Raw genomic sequence first — 22,181 nt, forward strand, 5'->3', positions numbered from 1 at the left:
GGTCATAGCGACACAGTGAGACTTGCTGAGGTTGGAGCCGCTGGTCTCGCCACCCGCGGACGGAATCACCTGAAGACGTGCGGTAAGGCAGCTTTCCAGGCATTGGCGGAGAACCGCGCGACCAGCGCGCGCATAGGTTCACAATCGTTCGAAGCCCCGGACCCGCTCCCAGTCGGTGACCGCGCTCTCGAAGGCCTCCAGCTCGGTGCGCGCCGCCTGGGCGAGGTGCCCGACCACGTCGTCGCCGAAGACCTTCGCTGCGACGGGGCTGTTCTCCCAGCGGCGCAGGGCCTCGGTGAGGGTGCCGGGCAGGCGGGGCACGGACAGGTCGGCCAGGGCGTTGGAGGCGTGCGGCGCGGGCAGCGGGAGCTCGTTCTCGATGCCGTGCAGCCCGGCGGCCACGATGGCGGCCACGGCCAGGTAGGGGTTGGCGTCGCCGCCGGGCACCCGGTGCTCGATGCGCAGGGAGTGCCCGGAGCCGACGACCCGGACCGGGCAGGTGCGGTTGTCGCGGCCCCAGCCGATGCCGGTCGGGGCGAACGCGCCGGGCCGCAGCCGCTTGTAGGAGTTGACGTTGGGCGCCATCAGCAGCGCGAAGTCGGCGAGGCAGGCCAGCTGACCGGCGATGAAGTGCCGCATGAGGTCGGACATGCCGTCCTCGGCCGCCGGGTCGGCGAGGACCGCCGCGCCGTCGGTGCCGCGCAGCGACAGGTGGACGTGGCAGGAGTTGCCCTCGCCCTCGTCGAACTTGGGCATGAAGGTGACGGCGCGGCCCTCCGCCGCCGCGATCTGCTTGACGCCGTTCTTGAAGAAGACGTGGCCGTCGCAGGTGCGCATCGCCTCGTCGTAGCGGAAGACGATCTCGTACTGGCCGGGGTGGACCTCGGCGCGCGCGGTCTCCATCCGCAGCCCGGCCCGCGTCATCTCGCGGCGGATGCGGCGGGCCAGCGGCTCGATGCCGTCCAGCCCCTGCAGGGAGTAGTCGACGTTGTAGCGGGTGGCGGGCGTCAGCCCGTGGTAGCGGCGGTCCCAGGCGTCGGCGTAGGAGTCGCCGAAGACCAGGAACTCCAGCTCGGTGCCGGCGAAGGCGGTCAGGCCGAGGGCGGCGAGCCGGTCCAGCTGCTCGCGCAGGACCTGGCGGGGTGCGACGCGGACCGGCCCGCCGCCGGGCCAGTGCGCGTCGGCGAGCACCACGGCCGTGCCCGGGTCCCAGGGCGGCAGGCGGACGGTGCCCGGGTCGGGGCGCAGGACGAAGTCGCCGAAGCCGCTCTGCCAGGCGTCGATCGCGTAGCCGGGGCCGGTGTTCATCTCGGCGTCGGTGGCGAGCAGGTAGACGCAGGCGTTGAAGCCGTTCCCGGCCGCCTCCTCCAGGAAGTAGGGCGCCGACAGGCGGCTGCCCTGGAGCCGTCCTTGCAGGTCGGGGACCGCGACGACGACCTCCTCCAGGCGGCCGGCCTCGGTCTCGGCGCGCAGCTCGGCGTAGTCCGGCATCACTTCTCCTCGTTCAGGGTCGCGGTGGCGAGGGGGTTGGCGACGCGGCCGTGGACGACGTCGAAGCCCTCGTCGCGTTCGGCGCGGTCGTGGAAGCCGCCGCCGAGCAGCTGCTCGCGGTTGAGGGCGACCCGGTCGAACTCGGGGGCGAGCAACCCGTAACCGTCGAAGCGGTCGGCGAGCTCGGGGAACCGGGCGTGGTAACGCTCGATCTCGCGGCGCACCAGGCCCCAGAAGACGTCCTCGGGAACGCCGAGATGCTCGGCCGCGAGCGGGGCGAAGAAGCGGAAGTGCCCCGCGAAGACCGCGCTGAGCAGGGAGTGGGCGAGCTCGTGGGCGGGCCAGCGCAGCAGGACGCGGTCGGCGCGCTCGGGCAGGTTCGCGTATTCGGGCCGGTCGCCGGGCAGGAGGTTGACGTCCTCGGCGAAGTCCTTGACGGCGATGCCGACCGGGAGGTCGGCGGCGTCGTAGAGGACGACGGTGTTCTCGCCGTGCGGGCAGAACGCGACGCCGTACCGGTAGAGGTGGTGCAGGAGCCCGGGCAGCAGGGCCGAGAAGAAGGCCTCCAGCCATTCGCGGGCGGGCAGGCCGGAACGTGAAACGAGTTCGGTGGCGAGCGCCCGGCCGTTGGAGCCGACCTTCAGCAGCGACGCCATCGTCCGGGCCCGCGTGCCGTCGCCGAGCAGGGCGTCCACCGGCTCGCGCCAGACTGCGCCGAGCAGCTCGTGATAGCGGTACGGGGCGTCCTCGACCGATTCGTACAGGGGGTGGCCCACCGAGACGGCCGCGACCTCGCCGAGGGGGTGGAAGCGCAGTTCCTCGCTCAGGTAGGGGTCGGCCGCGCGCAGGGCATGCAGCCAGGCGCTGACGTCCGGCGCGGCGTGTGTTGGCGCGGTCGACAGGCCGCGCCACACCAGGGTGTTGCGGATGAGCAGCGGCACCTTGACGTTGCGGCGGTGCGGATGGTCCAGGTTGGCGAGGGTGCGGATCGACTGCAGCGGGCGGTAGCGGTCCGGGCTCTGGCCGAGCCGGACGATGCGGCCCTCGGCGAGGTACTGGGCGAAGAGGGTCTCCACCGCCTCGTCCCAGTGGAAGGGGTGGACGGGCATCCAGATGAAATCGGCCGCCCGGTACGGCCCGTCGGCGCAGGCCGTCTCCAGGGCGGCGGCGAACCGGTCGCGGACGTCGTCGTCCAGCTCCTCCTTCAACAACGTCTCGGCGTCCAGACCTGGGACACCCGAGTAGGCGGCGAGGCTGGAGTGGACGGCGGCCCAGATCAGGTGGACCGCCTCGGCCGTCTCAGGGGCGTAGGCCGCCGAGTCGGAGGCGGAGAAACCGAGCCGGCCCTTGTTGAGCAGCATGCAGGGGTGCCCGTCCTGGTGGGCCTCCAGGGCGAGGTGGTCCAGGTCGGCCAGGGCGGCGGCGGGCAGTGCGCGCGCCAGCGACCCGGCGTCGGCGCGGCGGGTGGCGGTCAGCTCCCGCAGCACCTCGGCGGTGGTGGGGCCGTCCCAGCCGAGGACGCCGCGGGCGTCGAGCAGGAAGCGCTCGGGGCCGGCCTCGCCGTCGGCGGGGTGCCGTACGGGCGGGGCGGCGAGGCGCCACGTGCCGAAGGTCCCGCGGGTGGCGCGGAAGGTCCAGCGGACACCGCCCGCGAAGTCCAGGCGGTAGGCGTCCGGGCCGGACTCCGCGTCGGGCTCGGGGGTCAGCAGTTCCTCGTAGGCGAACTCCTCGACGGCCTTGACCAGCAGCCGGCGTCCTGCCTCGGCCCAGGCGTCTCGGGTGGCGGGGTTCATCGGTCGTACTCCTCGGCGTGCACAGGGACGGGGACGGGGCTCGGATGGGGAAGGCCCTCAGCGGGCACGGGTGCCGGCGACTTCGGCAGGGACAGCGCGGAAACGCAGAGCAGGGCCGCGGCGGCGATTGCGAGCGGCAGCGCGAGGTCGTGGGACACGGCCGCCGCCGAGAGCAGCGGGGCCGCGATCAGCCCGGCGGACCGCACGGTCTCCACGGCGGTGAAGGCGGGGCCGGCGGTCCCGGTGGAGCGGAACATCCGCATCTCCACGGCCACCTGGGCGAGGCCGAGCCCGAGCCCGGCCAGCAGCCGGCCGCCGACCAGCGCCGGGACGCCGCCGGCCGCGTACTGCCATGCGAACCCCGCCGCGCACACCAGGGCCGCCAGCGGCAGCAGCCGGTGGCCGAACCGGTCGTGGCAGCGGCGCGCCGCCGGCAGCACCGCCAGCGCGCCCACGCTCGGCAGGAAGAACAGCACGGCGCCGCCCAGGGAGCCGCTGCCGAGTCCCTCGGCGAACTCGGTGAAGAACGGGCGCGCCACGGCGAGCGCGAAGTCGAAGGCGACGCCGATCAGCGCCGCCTGCGCCAGCAGCAGCCACCAGCGGCGGCGCGGGCCGGGGGCCCGCACGGGCGCGGCGGCCGGTCCCCCATGGCCGGCGGGCAGCCGGCGCAGCACCCGCACGATGAGGACGGCGAGCAGCACGTCCACGACCGCGAAGGCCGAGACGCCGAGACGCAGGTCGGGCAGCGCGAGCACGCCCGCCCCCACCAGGGTCGCCGCGACCGCCGCCACGTGGAACACCACGACGATGGAGCGCACCGCGGCCAGCCCGGCGTGCTCGGCGTCGCCCTGCTCCCCGGCCGCCCGGCGGGTGTGCTCGGCGACGAAGGCGGGATAGGCGAGCAGCAGCGCCGCGTTGCAGGCCACCGAGGCCGCCGACAGCGCGGTGAAGGCGGCGTAGTTCGGCGCGAAGCCGAGCATGACGTCCACCGCCGCCGCCGAGCACAGCCCCGCGACGACGCAGCGGTGCAGGGGCACGCGGCGGGCCGCCAGCCCCCACAGCGGCAGCACGACCAGCCCGACGATGCGGCAGACCCACAGGTACAGCCCCGTCGCGCCGGGGTCGTCCACGCCGTAGAGGCGGTCGAAGAGCTGGGGCAGGAAGGGCGCCAGCGCGGTCTCGGCGACGAGGTAGAGCGCGATCACCGCGATGAGGACGGCCCGCAGCGGCAGGCCCGCCGGGCGGGCCGGGGTCACCGGCGGTTCCCGACCGGGTCCGGCCGCCGCGCCGCCCGCGCCGGGACGCCGTCCCCGGGGGCGCCGAAGGTCGTCCAGGCGGCCCGCTCGGGCACCGGCAGGACGGTCCGGCCGCAGACCGTGTTGAGGATCTTGGCGGCGCGCCAGGCGCCGAGGGTGAGGTCGGGGGCGCCGACGCCGTGCGTGTGCATCTCGGCGTTCTGGACGTAGAGGGCGCCGCCGACGCGCGGGTCGAGCGCGACGCGGTACTGCTCGTCGATCCGGTAGCGGCCCCGCTCGTCCCAGTCGACCAGGTCGCCCATGGCGTCCAGGAACGCCGGGCGGGCGGCGCTGTAGCCGGTGGCCGCGACGACCGCCGAGGTGCGGAAGGTGAATTCGCCGTCCTGCGGGGCGTGGTGGCAGGTCAGCAGGTAGCCGTCGCCGTCGGCCTCGGCCGCGCGCAGCTCGACGCCGGGGTGCAGGCCGGCGCGGGGCCGGGCGCCGCCGATGGTGCGCTCGTACAGCTCGTCGTGGATGTCGGCGAGGGTGTCGGCGCTGACGCCCTTGTAGAGCTGCCACTGCTCGCGGACGAGCCGCTCGCGGTGCTCCTCGGGCAGGCCGCGGAAGTAGCGGATGTAGTCGGGCGTGAAGTGCTCCAGGCCGATCTTGGAGTACTCCATCGGGGCGAACGCGGGGGTGCGGGCCAGCCAGCGGACGAACGGGCCGCCGCGCCCCTCGCCGTCCTGGTGGCGCAGCAGGTCCAGGACGACCTCGGCGCCGGACTGCCCGGCCCCGATGACGGTCACGTCGTCGGCGGCGGCGAGGGCCGCGCGGTGGGTGCGGTAGTCGGCGCTGTGCAGGACGCGGCCGCGGTGCGCGTCGGTCAGCAGGGGGCGCAGCGGCGCGGGCACGGCCGGGTTCGTGCCGACGCCGAGGACGACCTGCCGCGCCAGCACGCGGGTCTGCGCGCCGGCCGCGTCGCGGTAGACCACCGCGAAGGCGTCGGCGGCGTCGTCCCACTCGACGGCGGTGACCTCGGCGTCGAAGCGGCAGGACGGCAGGCGCTCGGCGGCCCAGCGGCAGTAGTGGTCGTACTCGCGGCGCGGGATCAGGAACCGCTCGGAGAAGAAGAAGGGGAACATGCGGTCGTGGGTCCGCAGGTAGTTCAGGTACGACCACGGGCTGGTGGGGTCGGCCATGGTGACCAGGTCGGCGAGGAACGGTACCTGGAGGGTGGTGCCGTCCAGCAGCAGGCCGGGGTGCCAGGAGAAGGCGGGCTTGGCGTCCAGGAACAGGGCGTCCAGGCCCGGCACGCCGTCGGCCAGCGCCGCCAGGGACAGGTTGAACGGGCCGATGCCGACGCCGACGAGGTCGTAGGGGGATCGCGTGCTCAAGGCCGCACCTCCGCGAGGGGGTTGGGAAGGTCGATGTAGACGGACTGGGTGTGCACGTCGCCGACGAGTTCGTCGAGACCGTCCACGCAGGTCAGGTAGTTGGCCTTGCAGCGCAGCGCGGGCGCGTCGAGCAGCAGGTCCAGCAGACCCGCGGCGCCGGGCTCGGCGGCGCGGAGCCGCTCCAGGCGCGCGCGCAGCACCACCAGCAGGTCGTGCTCGCCCGCCAGCCGCTGGGCGCCCATGGCGCCGATGAGGCCGAGCAGGTTGCCGATGCCGAGGTAGTAGCCGACGCGCTCGTCGACGAAGGCGTCGTCGAAGACGAGCGCGACGTCGTCGGCGGCGCCGGGAAGCAGCCGCTCGACATCCACGAGGCGGGACCGGGCCAGGTAGTAGCCCTGGCTGTCGCGGTACCAGCCGGCGGCGGGCAGGCCGTCGTCGCCGAGCGCGACCAGGGTGTTCTGGTGGTGCGGTTCGAGGGCGATGCCGTAGCGGGCCTGCAGCCGGATCAGCGGGACGGCGAGGACGTCGAGATAGCGTTCCAGCCAGCAGGCGGCGGCCTGCGCGAGCGTGATCCCGTGGACGCGGGCGGCGCGGGCCACGGCGGCGGCGAGCAGGCTGCGGTGCGCCGGGGGCGTCCCGCTCCCGGTCCGCTCGGCCAGCAGGCCGGCGACGCACAGCCCTTCGCGGGCGTCGCCCCGGAACGGGTTGTCGCGAATGGCGGTCTCCAGGCCGGTCTCGGCGCCCGATGTCCCGGCGGAGATCCAGGCGAAGTCGCGCAGGATCGCGAACTCGGGGTGCTCGGCGCGCAGCCAGGCGGCCGGGCCCGCCGCGAGCAGCCGGGCGGCGCTGACGCCGAGGCGCATCTCGCCGCGCAGGTTGTTGCGGCGGGAATTGGTGATGCGCATGCCGAGGGAGAGCTTGAGCATCACCTCGGCGTCCGGGCGGTGGACCGTCCGGACCGAGGAGGTGGGGTGCCAGGGGGCGCCGCCGGGACCGAGCGGGATCAGCGATCCGTCCTCGACCAACTGCCGGACCTCCGGGCGGTGCAGCGCCTCGCGGGCCTGCCAGGGGTGCGCGGGGACGGGCACGGTGCCCGCCGGAAGGTCGACGCCGTCCGCGAGGGGGCGCAGCAGGTCCGCGACCGGGCGGCCGTCCGCGCTCTCCCCCACCACGATCTCGGGGCGGGCGGCGAACCAGTGCAGGGGGAACGATCCGCGCAGCTCGGGCGAGTAGTCGGCCAGCTCCCGCTCGGTCGCCTCGGCGCGGCTTTTGGGCGCCGGGTGGAAGGGGTGGCCGAGCAGGAGCGCCTGCTCGGCGTCCAGGAACGGGGTCGGCCCGGCGGCACCGGCGGGTTCGGCGCGGCGGGCCGCCAGGTGGGCGGCGACGCGCGCGGCGGAGTCCAGGACGCGGGCCGCGGCGTCGGCGCCCAGGTGCGCGGGGTGGCCGCGGCCGGTCGTGGACTCGCGGACGGCCGCCGCCGCGACCAGCGCCACGTCGGCGGGCGGCGGGGCGTCCCCGCCCGGCACGACCGGGACGCCGAAGCGGTGCCAGCCGGTGGCCGAGCGGTACCGGACCGGCACGCTCAGCCGCAGCCCGGACGCGGGGAAGTCCAGCAGCAGGTCGTCGCCGGCTTCGGGGACCTTGGTCGCGGTCTCGCGGACGTAGGCGCGCAGCAGCGTCTCGGTGGCGGCCGCGTCGGCGGCCCGCAGCGGGTCGGGATGGTCGAGGGGATCGGGCATGCGGGGACTCCCGGGTCAGAGCAGGACGCGGCCGGCGACGGGGTGGCCGAGGAAGGCGTGCATGGCGAACTCCCAGCCGTAGGAGCCGGCGTAGGGGAAGACGGCGATGTCGCCCGCGCGGACGCGGTCGACCCGGACGTCGCGCAGCAGCGTGTCCTCCGGCGTGCACAGCTCGCCGACGAACGTGACGCGGGTGCCGGCGGCCTCGGGGCGGGGGCAGCCCTGCGGCCACGTCTCGACGGGCAGGACCGCGACGTTGTGCACGATGTCCCAGGAGGTCGGGAGCTGGAAGTGGTTGATGCCGCCGCGCAGCGCGGCGAACGACCGCCCGTAGGAGTGCTTGACGTCGGTGACCTCGGCGGCGTACCAGCCGCAGTCGGCGACCAGGAAGCGGCCGGGCTCCAGCGCCACCGTGACGCCGGCGGGGACCTCGACGGCCGCGGCGAGCTCGCCGAAGCGCGCCACGTCGAAGGGCTTCTCCCCCTCGAACGCGACGCCGATGCCGCCGCCGACGTCGACGTGCCGCAGGTCGATGCCGTGCTCGGCGGCCGTGGCGGCGCTCCACTCCACGCACCAGCGCAGGTAGGCCGCGTGGGAGTCGGCGTCGAGGTTGTTGGAGGCGGCGTGGATGTGGAAGCCGACCAGGTCGATCCCCGGCAGCTCGCGGGCGATGCGGACCGCTTCGGCGACGTCCGGTTCGGGCACGCCGAACTGGGAGGGCTCGCCGCCCATGTGCAGGGAGCCGGTGACGGGGATCGCGGCCGGGTTGACGCGCAGCGCGACCCGGGCGGTCGTCCCGCGTTCCTGGGCGATACGGCTGATGCGGTGCAGCTCCAGCGGGCTCTCGGCGTTGATGGCCTCCACGCCGGCTTCGACCAGGCCGGTGAGGACGGGCACGGACTTGGCCGGCCCGGCCGCGACGACCGGCGCCCTGCCCGCGTCCGTCGCGGGCTTGGCGGCGGTGGCGAGGGCGAGTTCGGCCAGCGAGGCGACCTCGAAGCCGTCCACGTGCGGAGCGAGCGCCTCGATGATCCCGGGGAAGGAGTTGGCCTTGACCGCGTAGTAGACGGCCGCCCAGTCGGGCAGCGCCGCGCGCAGCTCGCGGGCGCGGGCCGCCGCTACCCGCCCGTCGTACAGGTAGGCCGACACCGGCGTCCCCGCCGCCGCGAGCTCCAGGAGCCGGCTCTGCACATGGTCGGGCAGGACGTCCTGCGGGTAGGCGGAGCGGGGCGCGGCGGACGGGGGGAGTTCTATCGACACGAGAGGACGCCTTGCTATCGGAGGGAACGCACGATCATGGTGTGGGGGCGCCAGCCGGGGTAGGGCTCCATGGCGCCGACCGGGGTGAACCCGTAGGCGGCGTAGCGGTCCAGGACGACGCCGTTGCCGTCGGCGACCAGCGCGGCGGCGCGCTCCTCGCGCCGCCCCGCCAGGAAGGACTCCAGCAGGCCGGCGCCGATGTTCCCGCGCCGCCAGCGCGCCCCGACGAGCAGTTCGCAGACGCCGACCGTGCGCCCGGGGTGCTCGCGGACGAACTCCGGGTCGGGCTCGGGGGTGAGCCCCTCCCACCACAGGGAGTCCGCGGGGAGGGTGTAGCCGTAGACGAACCCGGCGACGTCCTCCCCGTCGAAGGCGGCGACGAGCTCGAAGCCGGGCCGCCCGCAGTGGCGTTCCAGCCGCTCGGCGATCGGCGGGTCGTTGTGGTCGCTGAGGTCCAGCGCCCCGGCGTAGACGTCCTCGTAGGCGGCGGCCCAGAGCGGGAGGCGGGCCTCGGCGGCCGGGCCGTCGAACCGCTCCATGCGCAGGGCGGGGGCGATGGTGTTCATGCGTCTCTCCTGGAAAGGTGCTCGGCCCGTTCGGCGACGAGCTTCAGCAGCGCGTCGAGGTCGGCGGCGGCGGTCTGCGGGTGCAGCAGCGTCACCTTCAGCCAGAGCCGCCGCCGCCCGTCGTGGTCGGCGGCCACGGCGCGGCCGAGGACGGCGCGCCCTTCGGCGAGCAGGTCCCGGCGGATCGCGGCGACGAGTTCGTCGCCCGCCTCGCCGGGCAGCGCGTCGGCCGCCGCGGGCCGGAGCAGCACGGTGCTGATGCCCGGCTCCCCCGCGCGGCGGCGCAGCGCCGGGTGGGCGTCGACGGCCGCGGCGAACCGCACCGCGGTCTCCACGCAGTGCTCCACCGCGCGGGCCATGCCCTGGCGGCCGAGGGCGCGCAGGGTGGCCGCGATCTTCAGCACGTCCGGGCGGCGCGAGGTGCGGATGGAGCGGCCGAGCAGGTCGGGCAGGCCGGCCTCGGTGTCGTCGTCGGCGTTGAGGTAGTCCGCGGTCAGCGCCAAGGGCTCCAGCAGGAAGGCGTCCGCGACGGCGAGCACCCCGGCGGCCACCGGCTGCCAGCCCAGCTTGTGCAGGTCGTAGGTCACCGACACCGCGTGCTCGATGCCGGCCAGGCGCGGCGCCAGTTTCGCGCTGAACATCAGGGGGCCGCCGTAGGCCGCGTCGACGTGCAGTTCGGCGCCGTGCGAGCGCGCCACGGCGGCGAGCTCGGGCAGCGGGTCGATCAGGCCCTCGTCGGTGGTGCCGGCCGTGGCGACCGCCAGCGCCGGTCCCCCGCCGTTCGCGGCCAGGGCCCGGTCCAGCGCCGCCGGGCTCATCCGGCCGTCCGGGCAGTCGACGACGACCGCCTCGGGCAGGCCGAGCATCCAGGCGGCCCGGCGCACGCTGTGGTGCGCGTTGGCGCCGGCGAACACCTGCGGCGCGCGGGCGCCGGCGGCGCGGGCCCGCTCCCGGGCCAGCAGCAGGGCGACCAGGTTGGACTCGGTGCCGCCGCTGGTGACGACCGCGTCCGGGCCGGGACGGCCCGGGTAGATCAGCCGGGCGAGGACGGCGGTGACCTCCTCCTCGATGACCGCGGCTGCGGGCGCCTGGTCCCAGGAGTCCATGGAGGGGTTGAGCGCGGAGGCGGCCAGGTCCGCGGCGGCGGCGACGGCGAGCGGCGGGCAGTGCAGGTGCGCCACGCAGTGGCGGGCGGAAGGGTCGGCGGCGCCTTCGGCGGCAGCGCGGACCACGCCGTACAGCGCCTCTTCCGCGCCGAGGCCCTCCTCGGGCAGGACGGGCGAGCACAGCGCGCGGGTACGCGCCGCGACCTGCCCGGGCCCGCCGGCGGGCAGCGGGCCGCCGCGCGCGGTGGCGCCGTCGGCCAGCGCGCCGAGCGCGATGGCCGACAGCCGGCGCAGCGCGTGCGGCGAATCGGGGTCGGCGACCGCGTCGGGCCGGACGGCCTCGCTCACGCGGCACGCTCCAGCGCCACGTCCGCCAGCGCGCCCGCGATGCGCTCCAGGACCGAGCCGGCCTCCTCGTCGGTGAGGACGAGCGGCGGCAGCAGGCGCAGCACGGTGTCGCCGCGCCCGCCGAGCTCCAGGATGAGGCCGTGGTCCAGGCAGGCGGCCTGGAGGGCGCGGGCGAAGGCCGGGTCGCCGGGCCGCGAGCCGAGGGCGTCGGGCTCGGCGGCCGGGTCGACCAGCTCGGCGCCGATCATCAGGCCGCGGCCGCGCACCTGCGCGATCTGCGGGTGCTCGGCGGCCAGCTCGCGCAGCCCGGCCCGGATCCGCTCGCCCAGTTTCGCGGCGCGCTCGGCCAGGCCCTGCTCGGCGACGGTCCGCAGCGTGACCTCCCCGGCGACCATGGCCAGGGTGTTGCCGCGGAAGGTGCCGGTGTGGTCGCCCGGCCGCCAGGTGTCCAGGTCGCCGCGGTAGGCGATGAGGGCGAGCGGCAGCCCGCCGCCGACGGCCTTGGAGGTGACCAGGATGTCGGGGGTCACGCCCGCGCGCTCGCAGGCCCAGAAGTCGCCGGTGCGGCCGATGCCGGTCTGCACCTCGTCGACGATGAGCAGGACGCCGTGCTCGGCGGTGATGCGGCGGACCTCGCGCAGCCAGGCGTCCGGTCCCGGCACGACGCCGCCCTCGCCCTGGACGACCTCCAGGATGACGGCGGCGGGCACGCCGACGCCGCTGCTCGGGTCGGTGATGTAGCTCTCCATCAGCCGGGCCGACAGCTCCCCCGCCCGCTCGGCGCCGACGCCGAACGGGCAGCGGTAGCCGTAGGGGTAGGGCAGCCGGGTCACCGGCTGGGTCTCGGCCGGGCCGAGCGCGGCCGAGCCGCGGCGCATCCGGCCGGGGCCCGAGACCGAGGACGCGCCGAGCGTCATGCCGTGGTAGGCGCCGGTGAAGGCGAACACGCCCGGCCGGCCGGTGGCCTCGCGGGCCAGCTTGAGCGCGGCCTCGACGGCGTCGGTGCCGGCCGGGCTGCAGAAGTGCAGTTTGGCGTCGCCGCGCAGCGTGCCGGGCAGCCGGCTCAGCAGTTCGCCGCTGAAGGCGTCCTTCTGCGGCGTGATCATGTCGAGGGCGTGCAGCGGGGCACCCGAGCCGAGCGCGTCCTGGAGGGCGGCGACGACCTCGGGGTGGTTGTGGCCGAGGGCGAGGGTGCCCGCGCCGGAGAGGCAGTCGAGGTAGGTGCGCCCGTCGGCCCCGGTCACCCGGGAGCCGGCGGCGGCGACGGGCGCCACCGGGATGGACCGGGCGTAGGTGCGGGCGGCGGATTCACGTTGCGCTTGTCGATCGAGGAGGCGCGCACGCAGCATGGCGGGATCCTTCGGTCACGGGCGGAGCGGGCCGGGGGTGAGCGCTCACCCCTCGAACTTAGGTAAGGCTAACCTATCAAGAAGCCGCTGATCATGCCTCTCCCCGAGCCCGTTCGCCGCCCGTTGTGCGCTACGTCTCGCTGTGGCGGCTCAGCGGGATCACCAGCGGCACGCCGGTCTCCTCGTCGACCCGGACCCGGGCGCGCAGCCCGAACACCTCCGCCACCAGGGCGTCGGTCAGCACCTCGGCCGGCGCGCCCTGCGCGGCCACCCGGCCGTCCTTCATGGCCACCAGCCGGTCGGCGTAGCGGGCCGCGAGCGACAGGTCGTGCAGGACCATGACGACGGTCCGGCCCATCGTCAGGTGCAGGTCGCGGACCAGGTCGAGCACCTCGATCTGGTGCGCCAGGTCCAGGTGGTTGGTCGGCTCGTCCAGCAGCAGCAGCTCGGTCTCCTGCGCCAGGGCCATGGCGATCCAGGCGCGCTGCCGCTGGCCGCCCGACAGCTCGTCCAGCGTCCGGTCCGCCAGGTCGCCCATGCCCGTGGCGCTCAGGGCCTCGGCGACGGCGGCCTCGTCGCCGGAGGACCAGCGCCGGTACCAGGTCTGGTGCGGGTGCCGGCCGCGCGCCACCAGGTCGGCGACGCTGAGGCCCTCCGGCGCCACCGGCGACTGCGGGAGGAGGCCGACGCGCCCGGCGACCTCGCGGGTGGGGATGCGGTGCACGGGCCGCCCGTCGAGCAGGACGCGGCCGGCGGCGGGCTTCATCAGCCGCCCGAACGCCCGCAGGAGCGTGGACTTGCCGCAGCCGTTCGGGCCGATGATGACGGTGACCGCCCGGTCCGGGATGTCCAGGTCGAGGTCGTGCACGACGGTCCGGTCGCCGTAGGCGAGCGTCAGGCCCTCCGCGCGCAGGCGCGCCCCGTCGTCCGCCGGGGCGGTGCTCGCGGGCTCGGTGCCGATGGTGTCGGTCATGACGTGCGGGCCCTTCCGCTTCGAACGAGCAGGTACAGCAGGTACGGGGCGCCCAGCACCGCGGTGAGGATGCCGACGGGCAGCTCGATGCTCCCGAAGGCGGTGCGGCCGAGGACGTCGGCCCAGACCGTGACGGCCGCGCCGACCAGCGCGGAGGCGAGCAGCGGCGGCGCGCCCGAGCGCACCAGCCGGATCGCCAGCTGCGGGCAGGCCAGCGCCACGAAGGCGATCGGGCCGGCGGCGGCCGTCGCCGCGGCGGTCAGCAGGACGGCGGTGAACAGCAGCGCCGCGCGGGTCGCGGTCATGCGGACGCCGAGGCCGCGGGCGGTGTCGTCGTCGAAGACCAGCGCGCCGAACGGGAACGCGAGCGCCAGCGCCACGGGCATCAGCACCACCAGCGCCCACAGCGGCGGCTGCGCGGTCTCCCAGGACGCGCCGTTGAGGCTGCCGTTCAGCCACAGCAGCGCGCGCCCGGCGTCGACGATGTCGGCCTTCAGCAGCAGCCACGACAGCACGCTGGTGAGGACGGCGTTGACGCCCACCCCGACGAGCAGCACCCGGTAGCCCGACAGGCCGCGCCGCACGGCCAGCAGGTAGACGGCCACGGCGGCCAGGAGGCCGCCGCCCGCCGCGGCGGCGGGGACGCCGACGCTCGACAGCGAACCGCCGACGCCGCCGTAGGCACCGCCGAAGACGATGACGGTCACCGCGCCGACGCCCGAGCCCGCCGTGATGCCGAGGATGTCGGGGCTGGCCAGCGGGTTGCGCGCCAGCCCCTGGACGACCGCTCCCGCCAGCGCCAGCGCGGCGCCGGCCAGGGCGCCGGTCGCCGAGCGGGGCAGGCGCAGCTCCAGCACCACCGACCGGGCGGTCTCGTCGCCGCCGCCGAGCAGGGCCTGGGCGACCTGGCCGATCGGGATGGCGATGTCGCCGCGTCCGCAGCCGACGAGCACCCCGAGGAACAGCACGCCGAGCGCGACCAGCGGGACGAGCAGCGTGCGCGGCCGCCACGGCGCGGACACCGGGCCGGCGCGCAGGGCCCTCCTCCGGAGGGAGGTCGTGGTCATATCCGCACCCCTTCCCGGCGGCGCACCAGGTGGACGAACACCGGCGCGCCGATGAGCGCCAGCATGATGCCGACCTGCAGCTCGCCCGGCCGGGCGACCAGCCGCCCGAGGGTGTCGGCGGCGAGCATGAGGCTCGCGCCGATCAGCGCCGCCTGGGCCACGATCCAGCGGTAGTCGGGCCCGGACAGGTGCCGGGCGACGTGCGTGCCGACCAGGCCGACGAAGCCGATGGGCCCGCACACCGCCACCGCCGTGCCGGTCAGCAGCGTGACGGCGGCCATGCCGAGCGCCCGGTTCAGCCCGATCCGCACGCCGAGCGCGCGGGCCACGTCCTCGCCGAGCGACAGCGCGTTCAGGCCGGGGGTGTTCAGCGCGGCGAGCGCCAGGCCGGCCGCGATGAGCGGCAGCGCCTGGAGCGTGAGGTCCAGGGGACGGCCGCTGACCGAGCCGACCGTCCAGAAGCGGTAGGTGTCCAGGGCCTGCCGGTCGAACAGCACCAGGCCGGCGGTGATCGCCGTGAACAGGGCGTGCGCGGCGGCGCCGGCCAGCGCGAGGGTGACCGGGGTGGCGCCGCCGCGCGCGAGCGCGCCGATCGCGTACACCCCGGCGCCGGCGAGCGCGGCACCGAGCAGCCCGAACCAGACGTATCCGTACAGGCCGGTGAAGTCCAGGAGGAAGAGCGAGGCCACCACGCCCACGCCCGCGCCGGCGCTGATACCGAGCACCACCGGGTCGGCGATGGGGTTGCGGGTGTGGCCCTGCATCAGGGCGCCGGCGGCGCCGAGCGCGAGGCCGGCGACGAGCGCCGTCACGGTGCGCGGCAGCCGCAGCGACCGCACGATGACGTCGCCCTCGGTGCCCGAGGCGTGCCACAGCCCGTGCCAGATCTCCCCGGGGCCGAGCGGCTCGGCGCCCAGCGCGATGCTGAGCAGGACGGCGAGGAGCAGCGCGCCGGCCAGCGCGGCGGTCCAGGCCCGCCGTCTCCTCCCCCGCTCGGGCGCGACCCGCGGGACCTGCCCCCTTTTCCGCGAAGGCGCAGGTAGCGCTTTGGTCACGATCTCCTCCACGGTGATCTCTGGAATTTAGGTTAGCCTATCCTTAGCTTGCACGTTGGGAACGACGAAGGGACCCCCCGTTATGAGAGCCCGCCGGCTCAGCCGTTTCAGCCGCACCGGTTTCAGCCGCACTGCCGGCACCGTCGCCGTCGCCGCGGGGCTGCTCGCCGCCGCCGTCGGCTGCGGTGGCTCCGACTCCGCCGGCAAGGACGGCGCGGCACCGGCCGCGGCCGGTGCCGCGTTCCCCCGCACCATCGACCACGCCATGGGGCGGACGGAGCTGAAGGCCGAGCCGAAGCGGGTGGTGGCGCTGGACATGACCTTCGTCGACGCCACGCTGGCCCTGCAGTCCAAGGTCGTCGGCTACACCACGTTCGCCGCGCCGGACGAGAAGCTGCCGCCCTACTTCGGCGCCGACGCCGCCGCCTACGGGGGCGACGCCAAGCCGGTCGGCATGCTCGACGAGCCGAGCCTGGAGAAGATCAAGCTGCTCAAGCCCGACCTGATCCTGTCGGCCAAGGTCCGGCACGAGAAGCTCTACCAGCAGCTCTCGGCCATCGCGCCCACCGTCTTCACCGCGGACACCGGCGCGACCTGGAAGGACAACCTCAAGCTCGTCGGCAAGGCGCTCGGCAAGGAGAAGCTCGCCGACGAGAAGATCGCCGCCTACGACAAGCGCGCCAAGGCCGTCGGCGACGCGGTCCGCAAGAAGAAGGGGTCCAACCCCGCGGTCTCGGTCGTGCGCTTCGTGGACGGGCCGACGCGCCTGTACAAGGAGGACACCTACATCGGCGTCATCGTGAAGGACCTCGGCTTCGACAAGCCCGCCGACGCCAAGGGCACCGGCTTCAACGCCGACATCTCCGAGGAGCAGATCAAGAAGGTCGACGCCGACGACATCTTCGTCACCGCCTTCCCCGACCCGCAGGGCGCCTCGCGCAAGAGCAAGGAGAAGTACCAGGCCAACCCGCTGTGGAAGCAGCTGAAGGGCCAGGTCCACGAGGTCGACGACATCACCTGGATGATCGCCGTGGGCCTCTACGGCGCGAACATCGTCCTCGACGACGTCGCCAAGACCTACGGGGTCGACGCCGCCCGCGCCTAGGCGGCCGGCGCACCGGTGAAGGCCGGGCGTGCCCCGAAGGGGGCGCGCCCGGCCTTCGCCGTTGCCGCGGACGTCCGTCATGGGGCCGCCGCTACGACCGCGCACGGCGCGGGCAGGTCCCGCACAGGTCCTGCGGCGTGACGGTGTACCAGAGGCAGCAGTTGATCCGGGTGCGCGCGGCCTCCCCGTCCGGGCCCGCACAGGGCCGGAAGCCGGCCGAGCCCGCGAAGGGCGGGGTGCCGCCCGGCAGGAGCTCCTCGGCCGCCCGCACCGCCCGGCCCTCCTCGCCGACGACCCGCCCCACGTACCAGATCCCCTCGGCCAGCTCGTCGGTGGCCGAGCCCCACAGGACCCGGGGGCCCCGGCGCAGCAGCGGGCGGAACGCTTCGAGCACCGGACCGATGTGCTGGGCCACCGCGTTCCGCAGCTCCTGCCGCAGCCGCTCCTCGTCCGCCACGGCGCGCATGCCCGGCAGGCCCGCGGCGGGGTCGTCCGGCAGGCAGGCGATGCGGGACGGGGCGACGCTCAGCGAGAACGCCGCCTCGTCGTAGCCGATCTCGCGGAGGCCGAGCCACGGCACCCGCCGCTCCAGGAACCAGGGGCCGCTCATGGCCGCCGTGGCGAAGAAGGAGTAGCGGTGCAGCACGTCCGTGGCGGCCACGTCGCGCCGGGGCGTCACGCCGTGGGCGTCCGCCATGCGCCGGATCGTCTCGTCGACGAGCCGTTCGCGCAGGGCGGCGTCCCGGACGAGCCGCTCGCCGGTGATCGGGCCGTCGCCCGCGTGCGGCCCCGGTTCCAGGCGCACGAGGGAGCCGAGCGCCTCGCCCAGCCGTGCGTAGGTCGCGCGCAGGACGTCGGCGCGGACCGGTCCCGCCGGAGCGGCGGCCGTCCGGCAGGCGGCGGCTGCGGTCGTCACGGATCCCCCAGCGGCTGATCGGCACCAAGATCAAAGGTAGGTAAGGCTTACCTTAACACCTTGGCCCGGCGGCGCCAGGGGCCGGGCGGTCAGGCCGCGGTCGAGTGGCGCGACGGATGGGTCAGCGCGTACATCAGCAGGACGCACAGCCCGATGACCATCACCGACCACAGCGGGTAGGCCTTGAAGAAGACCAGCTGCCCGAGGGCGGCCAGGATCGCCATGGCGACGCCGACGGCGCGCGCCCATGTCTGCCCGGTGATGATGCCCGCGCCGACGGCCAGTTGCAGGATGCCGATGATGAGCCAGATCCAGCCCCAGGCGGTGAAGTCGAACAGCAGCACCTTGTCCTCGGTGACGAGGTAGTACTCGGGCTGGAACAGCGCCACCAGGCCGTCGATGACGTTGAACCCGCCGAGGACCAGGGCGACCAGCCCGGCGAACGTCAGCCAGCCGGAGGCGGGGCGTCCGTGCGCGGCGGACGGGGTGCGGGAAGACGTGTCGGCCATTGTGGAACCTCATTCTGCTCGTCGGATGCCACTACCCGGAACGTCTGAAAGACCATTCCGCCCGACGGACGGCAAAAACCCTAATAGCGCCGTTTTCGGCGCTATTAGGGGTGGAATTTCTAGAAATTTGCCTGCCTTTTTCGGCGGGGCGGGGATCAGCCGCCGCTGCGCAGCAGATCGGTGGTGAGGCTGTTGAGCTCGACGGCGCCGTCCTCACCGACGACGACCGTGCCGCCGAGGTTGGCCATGCGGCCGTCCAGCACGCAGTTGGGCTCGAAGGCGAAGGCCATCCCGGGGGCGAGCGGCAGGTCGCTGCCGATGGTGGGGACCTCGATGATCAGGCCGTACTCCGCCGCCTCCGGCAGCTCGCGCAGGCCGCCGCCGAAGCCGCAGACGGTCCCGTACGGGTCGAGGCCGTGCACCAGCGGGTGCACGTTCCAGCCGCCGGCCTCCTCCAGCGGCCGCCTCATCGCCTCGGCGACCTGGCCGAAGGTCGCGCCGGGCCGCAGCGTGGCCAGGCCCGCCTCGTAGGAGGCGCGCGCGACCTTGGCGGCCTGCGCCACGCCCGGGTGCGGCTCGCCGACCGCGATCGCGACCTGGTGCTGGGACTCGCGCATCCCGTAGGAGCAGAAGACCTCGGCCATGATGACGTCGCCGTCGTCGATGACGCGGGGCGCCTGCGGCCGGTAGGACCACGCCGGCGGCCCCCAGCACGCGAAGCCGGGGCCGGACTGGATGAGCATGCCGGGCGCGGCGGCGCCGAGCCGGAACCCGGCGGCCATCCCGGCGGCGTAGACGTCGGCCTCGGTGACGCCGGGCCGGGCCGCCTCCAGCATCGCCTGCGCCATCGCCTCGCCGATGCCCGCGGTGTGGGCGAGCACGGCCAACTCCTCCTCGGACTGGACGAGGGTGCGCAGCAGGAAGCTCAGCCAGACGGGCTTGAAGGTGGCCTGCGGGAGCTGCTCCAGCACGGTCGTCCACAGCCCGTAGGGCATGATCGGGTTGAAGTGGAACGGCGGGTAGGGCTCCAGGCCGATGACGCCGATCGCCGCGCGCTCCAGGCCGTGCTCCTTCAGCACCTGCACCACGCCGGGCGCGTGCTTGGCGACGCGCATGTTGCGCGGCTCGGTCCAGCACGCCTCGCCGCGCCGCCGCGCCTCGATGTGGTCGGCGACGTGCATCGGCGACCAGACCAGCGAGACGGGGTCGGCGTCGCGCGGGAACACCACGATCGAGCCGGGGCGCTCGTTGGTGAAGTAGACGTCGGGGGCGAACGGCGCCGGGCCGCTCGACTCGTGCTCGCCGTACACCACGAGCGCCTCGACGCCCTCGGCGTCCATCAGCTCGCGCGCCAGCGCCCAGCGCCGGTCCCGTTCGGCCAGGGAGTAGGTCGGGATCATGTCGGGCTCCTTCCGTGAGTGGTCCCGACGCTAGAAGCGGGCGGCGCGCGGGGAATCGGTCACGTGACCGGGCCGTACGCCGCCAAGATCGCCCGGCTTAGGTACGTTTGGCCGCATGCTTCATGGGCGGGCGGCCGAGCGGGCCCTCATCGACCGGATGCTGGCCGCCGCCCGGGACGGCCGGAGCGGCGCGCTGGTGCTGCGCGGCCCGGCCGGGATCGGCAAGTCCGCGCTGCTCGGCCACGCGGCGGAGGCCGCGGCGGGGTTCCAGGTGGTCCGCGCCGAGGGCGTGGAGTTCGAGGCCGAGCTGCCCTTCGCCGGGCTGCACCTGCTGCTCTCCCCCGTCCTGGACCGGATCGACCGGCTGCCCGCGCCGCAGGCCGAGGCGCTGCGCGGCGCCTTCGGCCTGACGGCCGCGGCGGCCGGCGACCGCTTCCTGGTCGGCCTGGCCGTCCTGTCGCTGCTCGCCGAGCTGGCCGAGGACGGCCCGCTGCTCTGCCTGGTCGACGACGCCCAGTGGTTCGACCGGTCCTCGGCCGAGGCGCTCGGCTTCGCGGCGCGCCGGCTGAACCGCGAGGGCGTGCTGCTGCTGTTCGGCGTCCGTGACGCCGGCGGCCCGCACGGCCCCGCCGGTCTCGCCGGCCTGCCCGCGCACCGGCTGGACGGCCTGGACGCCCCGGCCGCCGCGGCGCTGCTGGACGAGCGGACGCCCGGCCTGGCACCGCGCGTCCGGGCCCGCATCCTGGCCGAGACCGAGGGCAACCCGCTGGCGCTCATCGAGCTGCCGCTGGCGCTGTCCGCCGAGCAGCGGGCCGGCGAGCTGCTGCCGCTCTCCTACAACCTCGGGCCGCTGCCGCTGACCGAGCGGGTCCGCACCGCGTTCGGCGCGCAGGCGGCCCGGCTGGGCGAGCCGGCCGCCGCGCTGCTCCTGGTCGCCGCCGTGGAGGAGACCGGCGACCTGTCCACCGTCCTCGCCGCCGCGGCCCTCCTGGGGGCGGGGCCGGCCGAGCTGGAGGAGGCCGAGCGGCCGGGGCTGCTCGTGGTGGGCGACGCGGCGGTGTCCTTCAAGCATCCGCTGGCCCGCGCCGCGGTGCTGCAGGGCGCGCCGCTCACCCGGCGGCTCGCCGCGCACCGGGCGCTGGCCGAGGCACTGGCCGGGTCGGGCCTGCCGGACGCCGGGGACCGGGCGGCCTGGCACCGGGCCGCCGCCGCGACCGGCCCGGACGAGGCCGTCGCGGCGGCGCTGGAGGCCACCGCCCGCCGGGCCGCCACCCGGACCGGGCACGCCGCGCAGGCGGCGGCGCTGGAGCGGGCCGCCGAGCTGACCCCCGATCCGGGAGAGCGGGCCCGGCGGCTGGCCGGCGCCGCCGAGGCCGCCGTCGCCGCCGGCGACCTGCACCGGGCCTCCGCCATCGCGCGCCGCGCGTCGGCCGGCCCGGCGGACGCGCCGCTGCGGGCCCGGCTCACCCAGGTGCGGGCGGCGGTGGAGTTCGAGTTCGGCTCACCGCGCACGGCGGCCCGGCTGCTGCTGGACGGCGCGGCCGAGGCGTCCGGCCCGGCGGTGGTGCCGATGCTGGCCGAGGCCGTCCGCAACGGCTACTTCAGCGGCGACGCGGATCTCGCCGGGCAGGCCGCCGACCGGCTGCTCGCCGCGGCGGGCGCGTCGCCGTTCGCCACCGGGCTGGCGGGCCTCGCCCGGCTGATGACCGGCGACGCGGCCCGCGCCGTCCCCGCGATGCGGGCGATGACCGCGTTCGCCCTCGGCCCGCCGCGCCCCGCGCTCGGCGTCGGCGAGCGGCTGATCGCCGGCGCGATGGGCCTGATCACCGGCGACGACGACGCGGCGCGCGAGATGTTCCTGGCGCTGGTGGCCGACGCCCGCGAGCGGTCGCTGATCGGCTGGCTGCCGATCGCCCTGGAGCACCTGGCCCTCGCCGAGTTCTTCGGCGGCCGGGTCCGCGACGCCCACGTCCACGCCGAGGAGGGCCTGGTGCTCGCCGACAGCACCGGGCAGGCCCACCGGATGGACCATCTGCGCTGCGTCCTCGCCTGGGCCGCCGCCCTCACCGGCGACGAGGCGCGGTGCCGGGGGCTGGCCGAGGCGGCGATCGGCCCGGCGCTGGACCGGCACGCCGTCCGCACCGCCGCCTGGGGCACCATGGCCCTCGGCCTGCTCGACGTCGGCCTCGGCCGGTACGAGCAGGCCCTGGCGCGGCTGGAGACCGCCGCCGCGGGCCCCCTGACCGCGCACTACGCCGTCACCTACTTCGCCCCCGACCAGGTCGAGGCCGCGGTCAGGACCGGCCGCCCCGATCGCGCCGCCCGGCCGCTCGGACGCTTCCGCGACTGGGCGGCCGTGGCGGGGCAGCCCTGGGCCGAGGCCGTCGCGCACCGCTGCGCCGCCCTGCTCGCCACCGGCGGGACGGCCGAGGAGCACTACGCCGAGGCCGTCCGGCTGCACCTGAAGGGCGGCCGCCCCTTCGAGCGCGCCCGCACCGACCTGCTGTACGGCGAATGGCTGCGCCGGGCCCAGCGCAAGGCCGACGCCCGCGCCCGGCTCCGGCCCGCCCTGGAGACCTTCGAGCGGCTCGGCGCCCGGCCGTGGGCCGAGCGCGCCGCCGCCGAGCTGCGGGCCACCGGCGCCCCCGGCCCGGCGGCGCCCGGCCGGTCCCGGCTCGACCGGCTCACCCCGCAGGAGCTCCAGGTGGTCCGGCTCGCCGCGCAGGGCCTGTCCAACCGCGACATCGCCGGTCAGCTGTTCCTCAGCGCCCGCACGGTCGGCTACCACCTGTACAAGGCCTATCCCAAGCTGGGCGTGGCCGGGCGCGGCGAGCTCGCCGCGCTGCTCGGCGCGGAGGAGGCGCCGGGCCGGTGA

Annotated in this window: 17 protein-coding genes; 2 read left to right on the plus strand and 15 right to left on the minus strand. The window is 75.6% G+C overall.

The window, feature by feature from the left end; translation table 11 throughout:
* Positions 1 to 138: 138 nt before the first annotated feature.
* From ACRB68_RS00885 to ACRB68_RS00940, 12 genes are all read right to left on the minus strand, one after another.
* A complete protein-coding gene (locus ACRB68_RS00885; RefSeq protein ID WP_153530426.1) occupies positions 139 to 1,491 on the minus strand; it encodes a glutamine synthetase family protein in 1,353 nt (450 codons plus the stop codon).
* Positions 1,491 to 3,284: an IucA/IucC family protein gene (locus ACRB68_RS00890; RefSeq protein WP_153530427.1), complete on the minus strand. Its 1,794-nt coding sequence runs from the start codon at positions 3,282 to 3,284 to the stop codon at positions 1,491 to 1,493. Before ACRB68_RS00890 ends, ACRB68_RS00885 begins: the two co-directional genes overlap by 1 nt.
* A complete protein-coding gene (locus ACRB68_RS00895; protein ID WP_153530428.1) occupies positions 3,281 to 4,540 on the minus strand; it encodes a hypothetical protein in 1,260 nt (419 codons plus the stop codon). Before ACRB68_RS00895 ends, ACRB68_RS00890 begins: the two co-directional genes overlap by 4 nt.
* Complete coding sequence (locus ACRB68_RS00900) at positions 4,537 to 5,913, minus strand: lysine N(6)-hydroxylase/L-ornithine N(5)-oxygenase family protein (RefSeq protein WP_153530429.1); 1,377 nt, start codon at positions 5,911 to 5,913, stop codon at positions 4,537 to 4,539. The genes ACRB68_RS00895 and ACRB68_RS00900 overlap by 4 nt, the downstream gene beginning before the upstream one ends.
* The gene (locus tag ACRB68_RS00905) at positions 5,910 to 7,652 is read right to left on the minus strand and encodes an IucA/IucC family protein (protein ID WP_153530430.1); all 1,743 of its coding nucleotides are present in this window, start codon (positions 7,650 to 7,652) and stop codon (positions 5,910 to 5,912) included. Before ACRB68_RS00905 ends, ACRB68_RS00900 begins: the two co-directional genes overlap by 4 nt.
* Before the next feature lie 15 nt (positions 7,653 to 7,667).
* Positions 7,668 to 8,912 (minus strand): alanine racemase, encoded by a 1,245-nt coding sequence (locus tag ACRB68_RS00910; protein ID WP_328593568.1) that lies wholly within the window; start codon positions 8,910 to 8,912, stop codon positions 7,668 to 7,670.
* A gap of 14 nt (positions 8,913 to 8,926) precedes the next feature.
* Complete coding sequence (locus ACRB68_RS00915) at positions 8,927 to 9,478, minus strand: GNAT family N-acetyltransferase (RefSeq protein WP_153530431.1); 552 nt, start codon at positions 9,476 to 9,478, stop codon at positions 8,927 to 8,929.
* Complete coding sequence (locus tag ACRB68_RS00920; protein WP_207709548.1) at positions 9,475 to 10,932, minus strand: pyridoxal phosphate-dependent decarboxylase family protein; 1,458 nt, start codon at positions 10,930 to 10,932, stop codon at positions 9,475 to 9,477. Before ACRB68_RS00920 ends, ACRB68_RS00915 begins: the two co-directional genes overlap by 4 nt.
* Positions 10,929 to 12,281, minus strand: coding sequence for a diaminobutyrate--2-oxoglutarate transaminase family protein (locus tag ACRB68_RS00925; RefSeq protein ID WP_153530432.1), 1,353 nt, complete (start codon positions 12,279 to 12,281; stop codon positions 10,929 to 10,931). The genes ACRB68_RS00920 and ACRB68_RS00925 overlap by 4 nt, the downstream gene beginning before the upstream one ends.
* 130 nt (positions 12,282 to 12,411) lie before the next feature.
* A complete protein-coding gene (locus ACRB68_RS00930) occupies positions 12,412 to 13,254 on the minus strand; it encodes an ABC transporter ATP-binding protein (RefSeq protein WP_153530433.1) in 843 nt (280 codons plus the stop codon).
* Positions 13,251 to 14,321, minus strand: a complete 1,071-nt coding sequence (locus ACRB68_RS00935; protein ID WP_153530434.1) for a FecCD family ABC transporter permease — start codon at positions 14,319 to 14,321, stop codon at positions 13,251 to 13,253. Before ACRB68_RS00935 ends, ACRB68_RS00930 begins: the two co-directional genes overlap by 4 nt.
* Positions 14,318 to 15,376: a FecCD family ABC transporter permease gene (locus tag ACRB68_RS00940; protein WP_207709549.1), complete on the minus strand. Its 1,059-nt coding sequence runs from the start codon at positions 15,374 to 15,376 to the stop codon at positions 14,318 to 14,320. The genes ACRB68_RS00935 and ACRB68_RS00940 overlap by 4 nt, the downstream gene beginning before the upstream one ends.
* 82 nt (positions 15,377 to 15,458) lie before the next feature.
* Here ACRB68_RS00940 and ACRB68_RS00945 point away from each other — a divergent pair, with 82 nt between their 5' ends.
* Positions 15,459 to 16,481 (plus strand): ABC transporter substrate-binding protein, encoded by a 1,023-nt coding sequence (locus tag ACRB68_RS00945; protein ID WP_153530435.1) that lies wholly within the window; start codon positions 15,459 to 15,461, stop codon positions 16,479 to 16,481.
* 91 nt (positions 16,482 to 16,572) lie between these two features.
* Here the strand turns inward: ACRB68_RS00945 and ACRB68_RS42330 are convergent, their stop codons facing one another.
* The 3 genes from ACRB68_RS42330 to ACRB68_RS00960 form a co-directional block, all read right to left on the minus strand.
* Positions 16,573 to 17,397 carry a (2Fe-2S)-binding protein gene (locus tag ACRB68_RS42330; protein ID WP_153530436.1) on the minus strand — a complete coding sequence of 275 codons (825 nt, stop codon included), beginning with the start codon at positions 17,395 to 17,397 and terminating at the stop codon, positions 16,573 to 16,575.
* Between the two features lie 89 nt (positions 17,398 to 17,486).
* Positions 17,487 to 17,906, minus strand: a complete 420-nt coding sequence (locus ACRB68_RS00955) for a DUF7144 family membrane protein (protein ID WP_153530437.1) — start codon at positions 17,904 to 17,906, stop codon at positions 17,487 to 17,489.
* 155 nt (positions 17,907 to 18,061) lie between these two features.
* Positions 18,062 to 19,306, minus strand: coding sequence for a M24 family metallopeptidase (locus ACRB68_RS00960; RefSeq protein WP_153530438.1), 1,245 nt, complete (start codon positions 19,304 to 19,306; stop codon positions 18,062 to 18,064).
* A 115-nt stretch (positions 19,307 to 19,421) separates the two neighbouring features.
* Between ACRB68_RS00960 and ACRB68_RS00965 the strand changes: the two genes are divergently transcribed.
* Positions 19,422 to 22,181, plus strand: coding sequence for a helix-turn-helix transcriptional regulator (locus ACRB68_RS00965; RefSeq protein ID WP_153530439.1), 2,760 nt, complete (start codon positions 19,422 to 19,424; stop codon positions 22,179 to 22,181).

The sequence above is a fragment of the Actinomadura macrotermitis genome, assembly GCF_009604375.1.
GTDB lineage: Bacteria > Actinomycetota > Actinomycetes > Streptosporangiales > Streptosporangiaceae > Spirillospora > Spirillospora macrotermitis.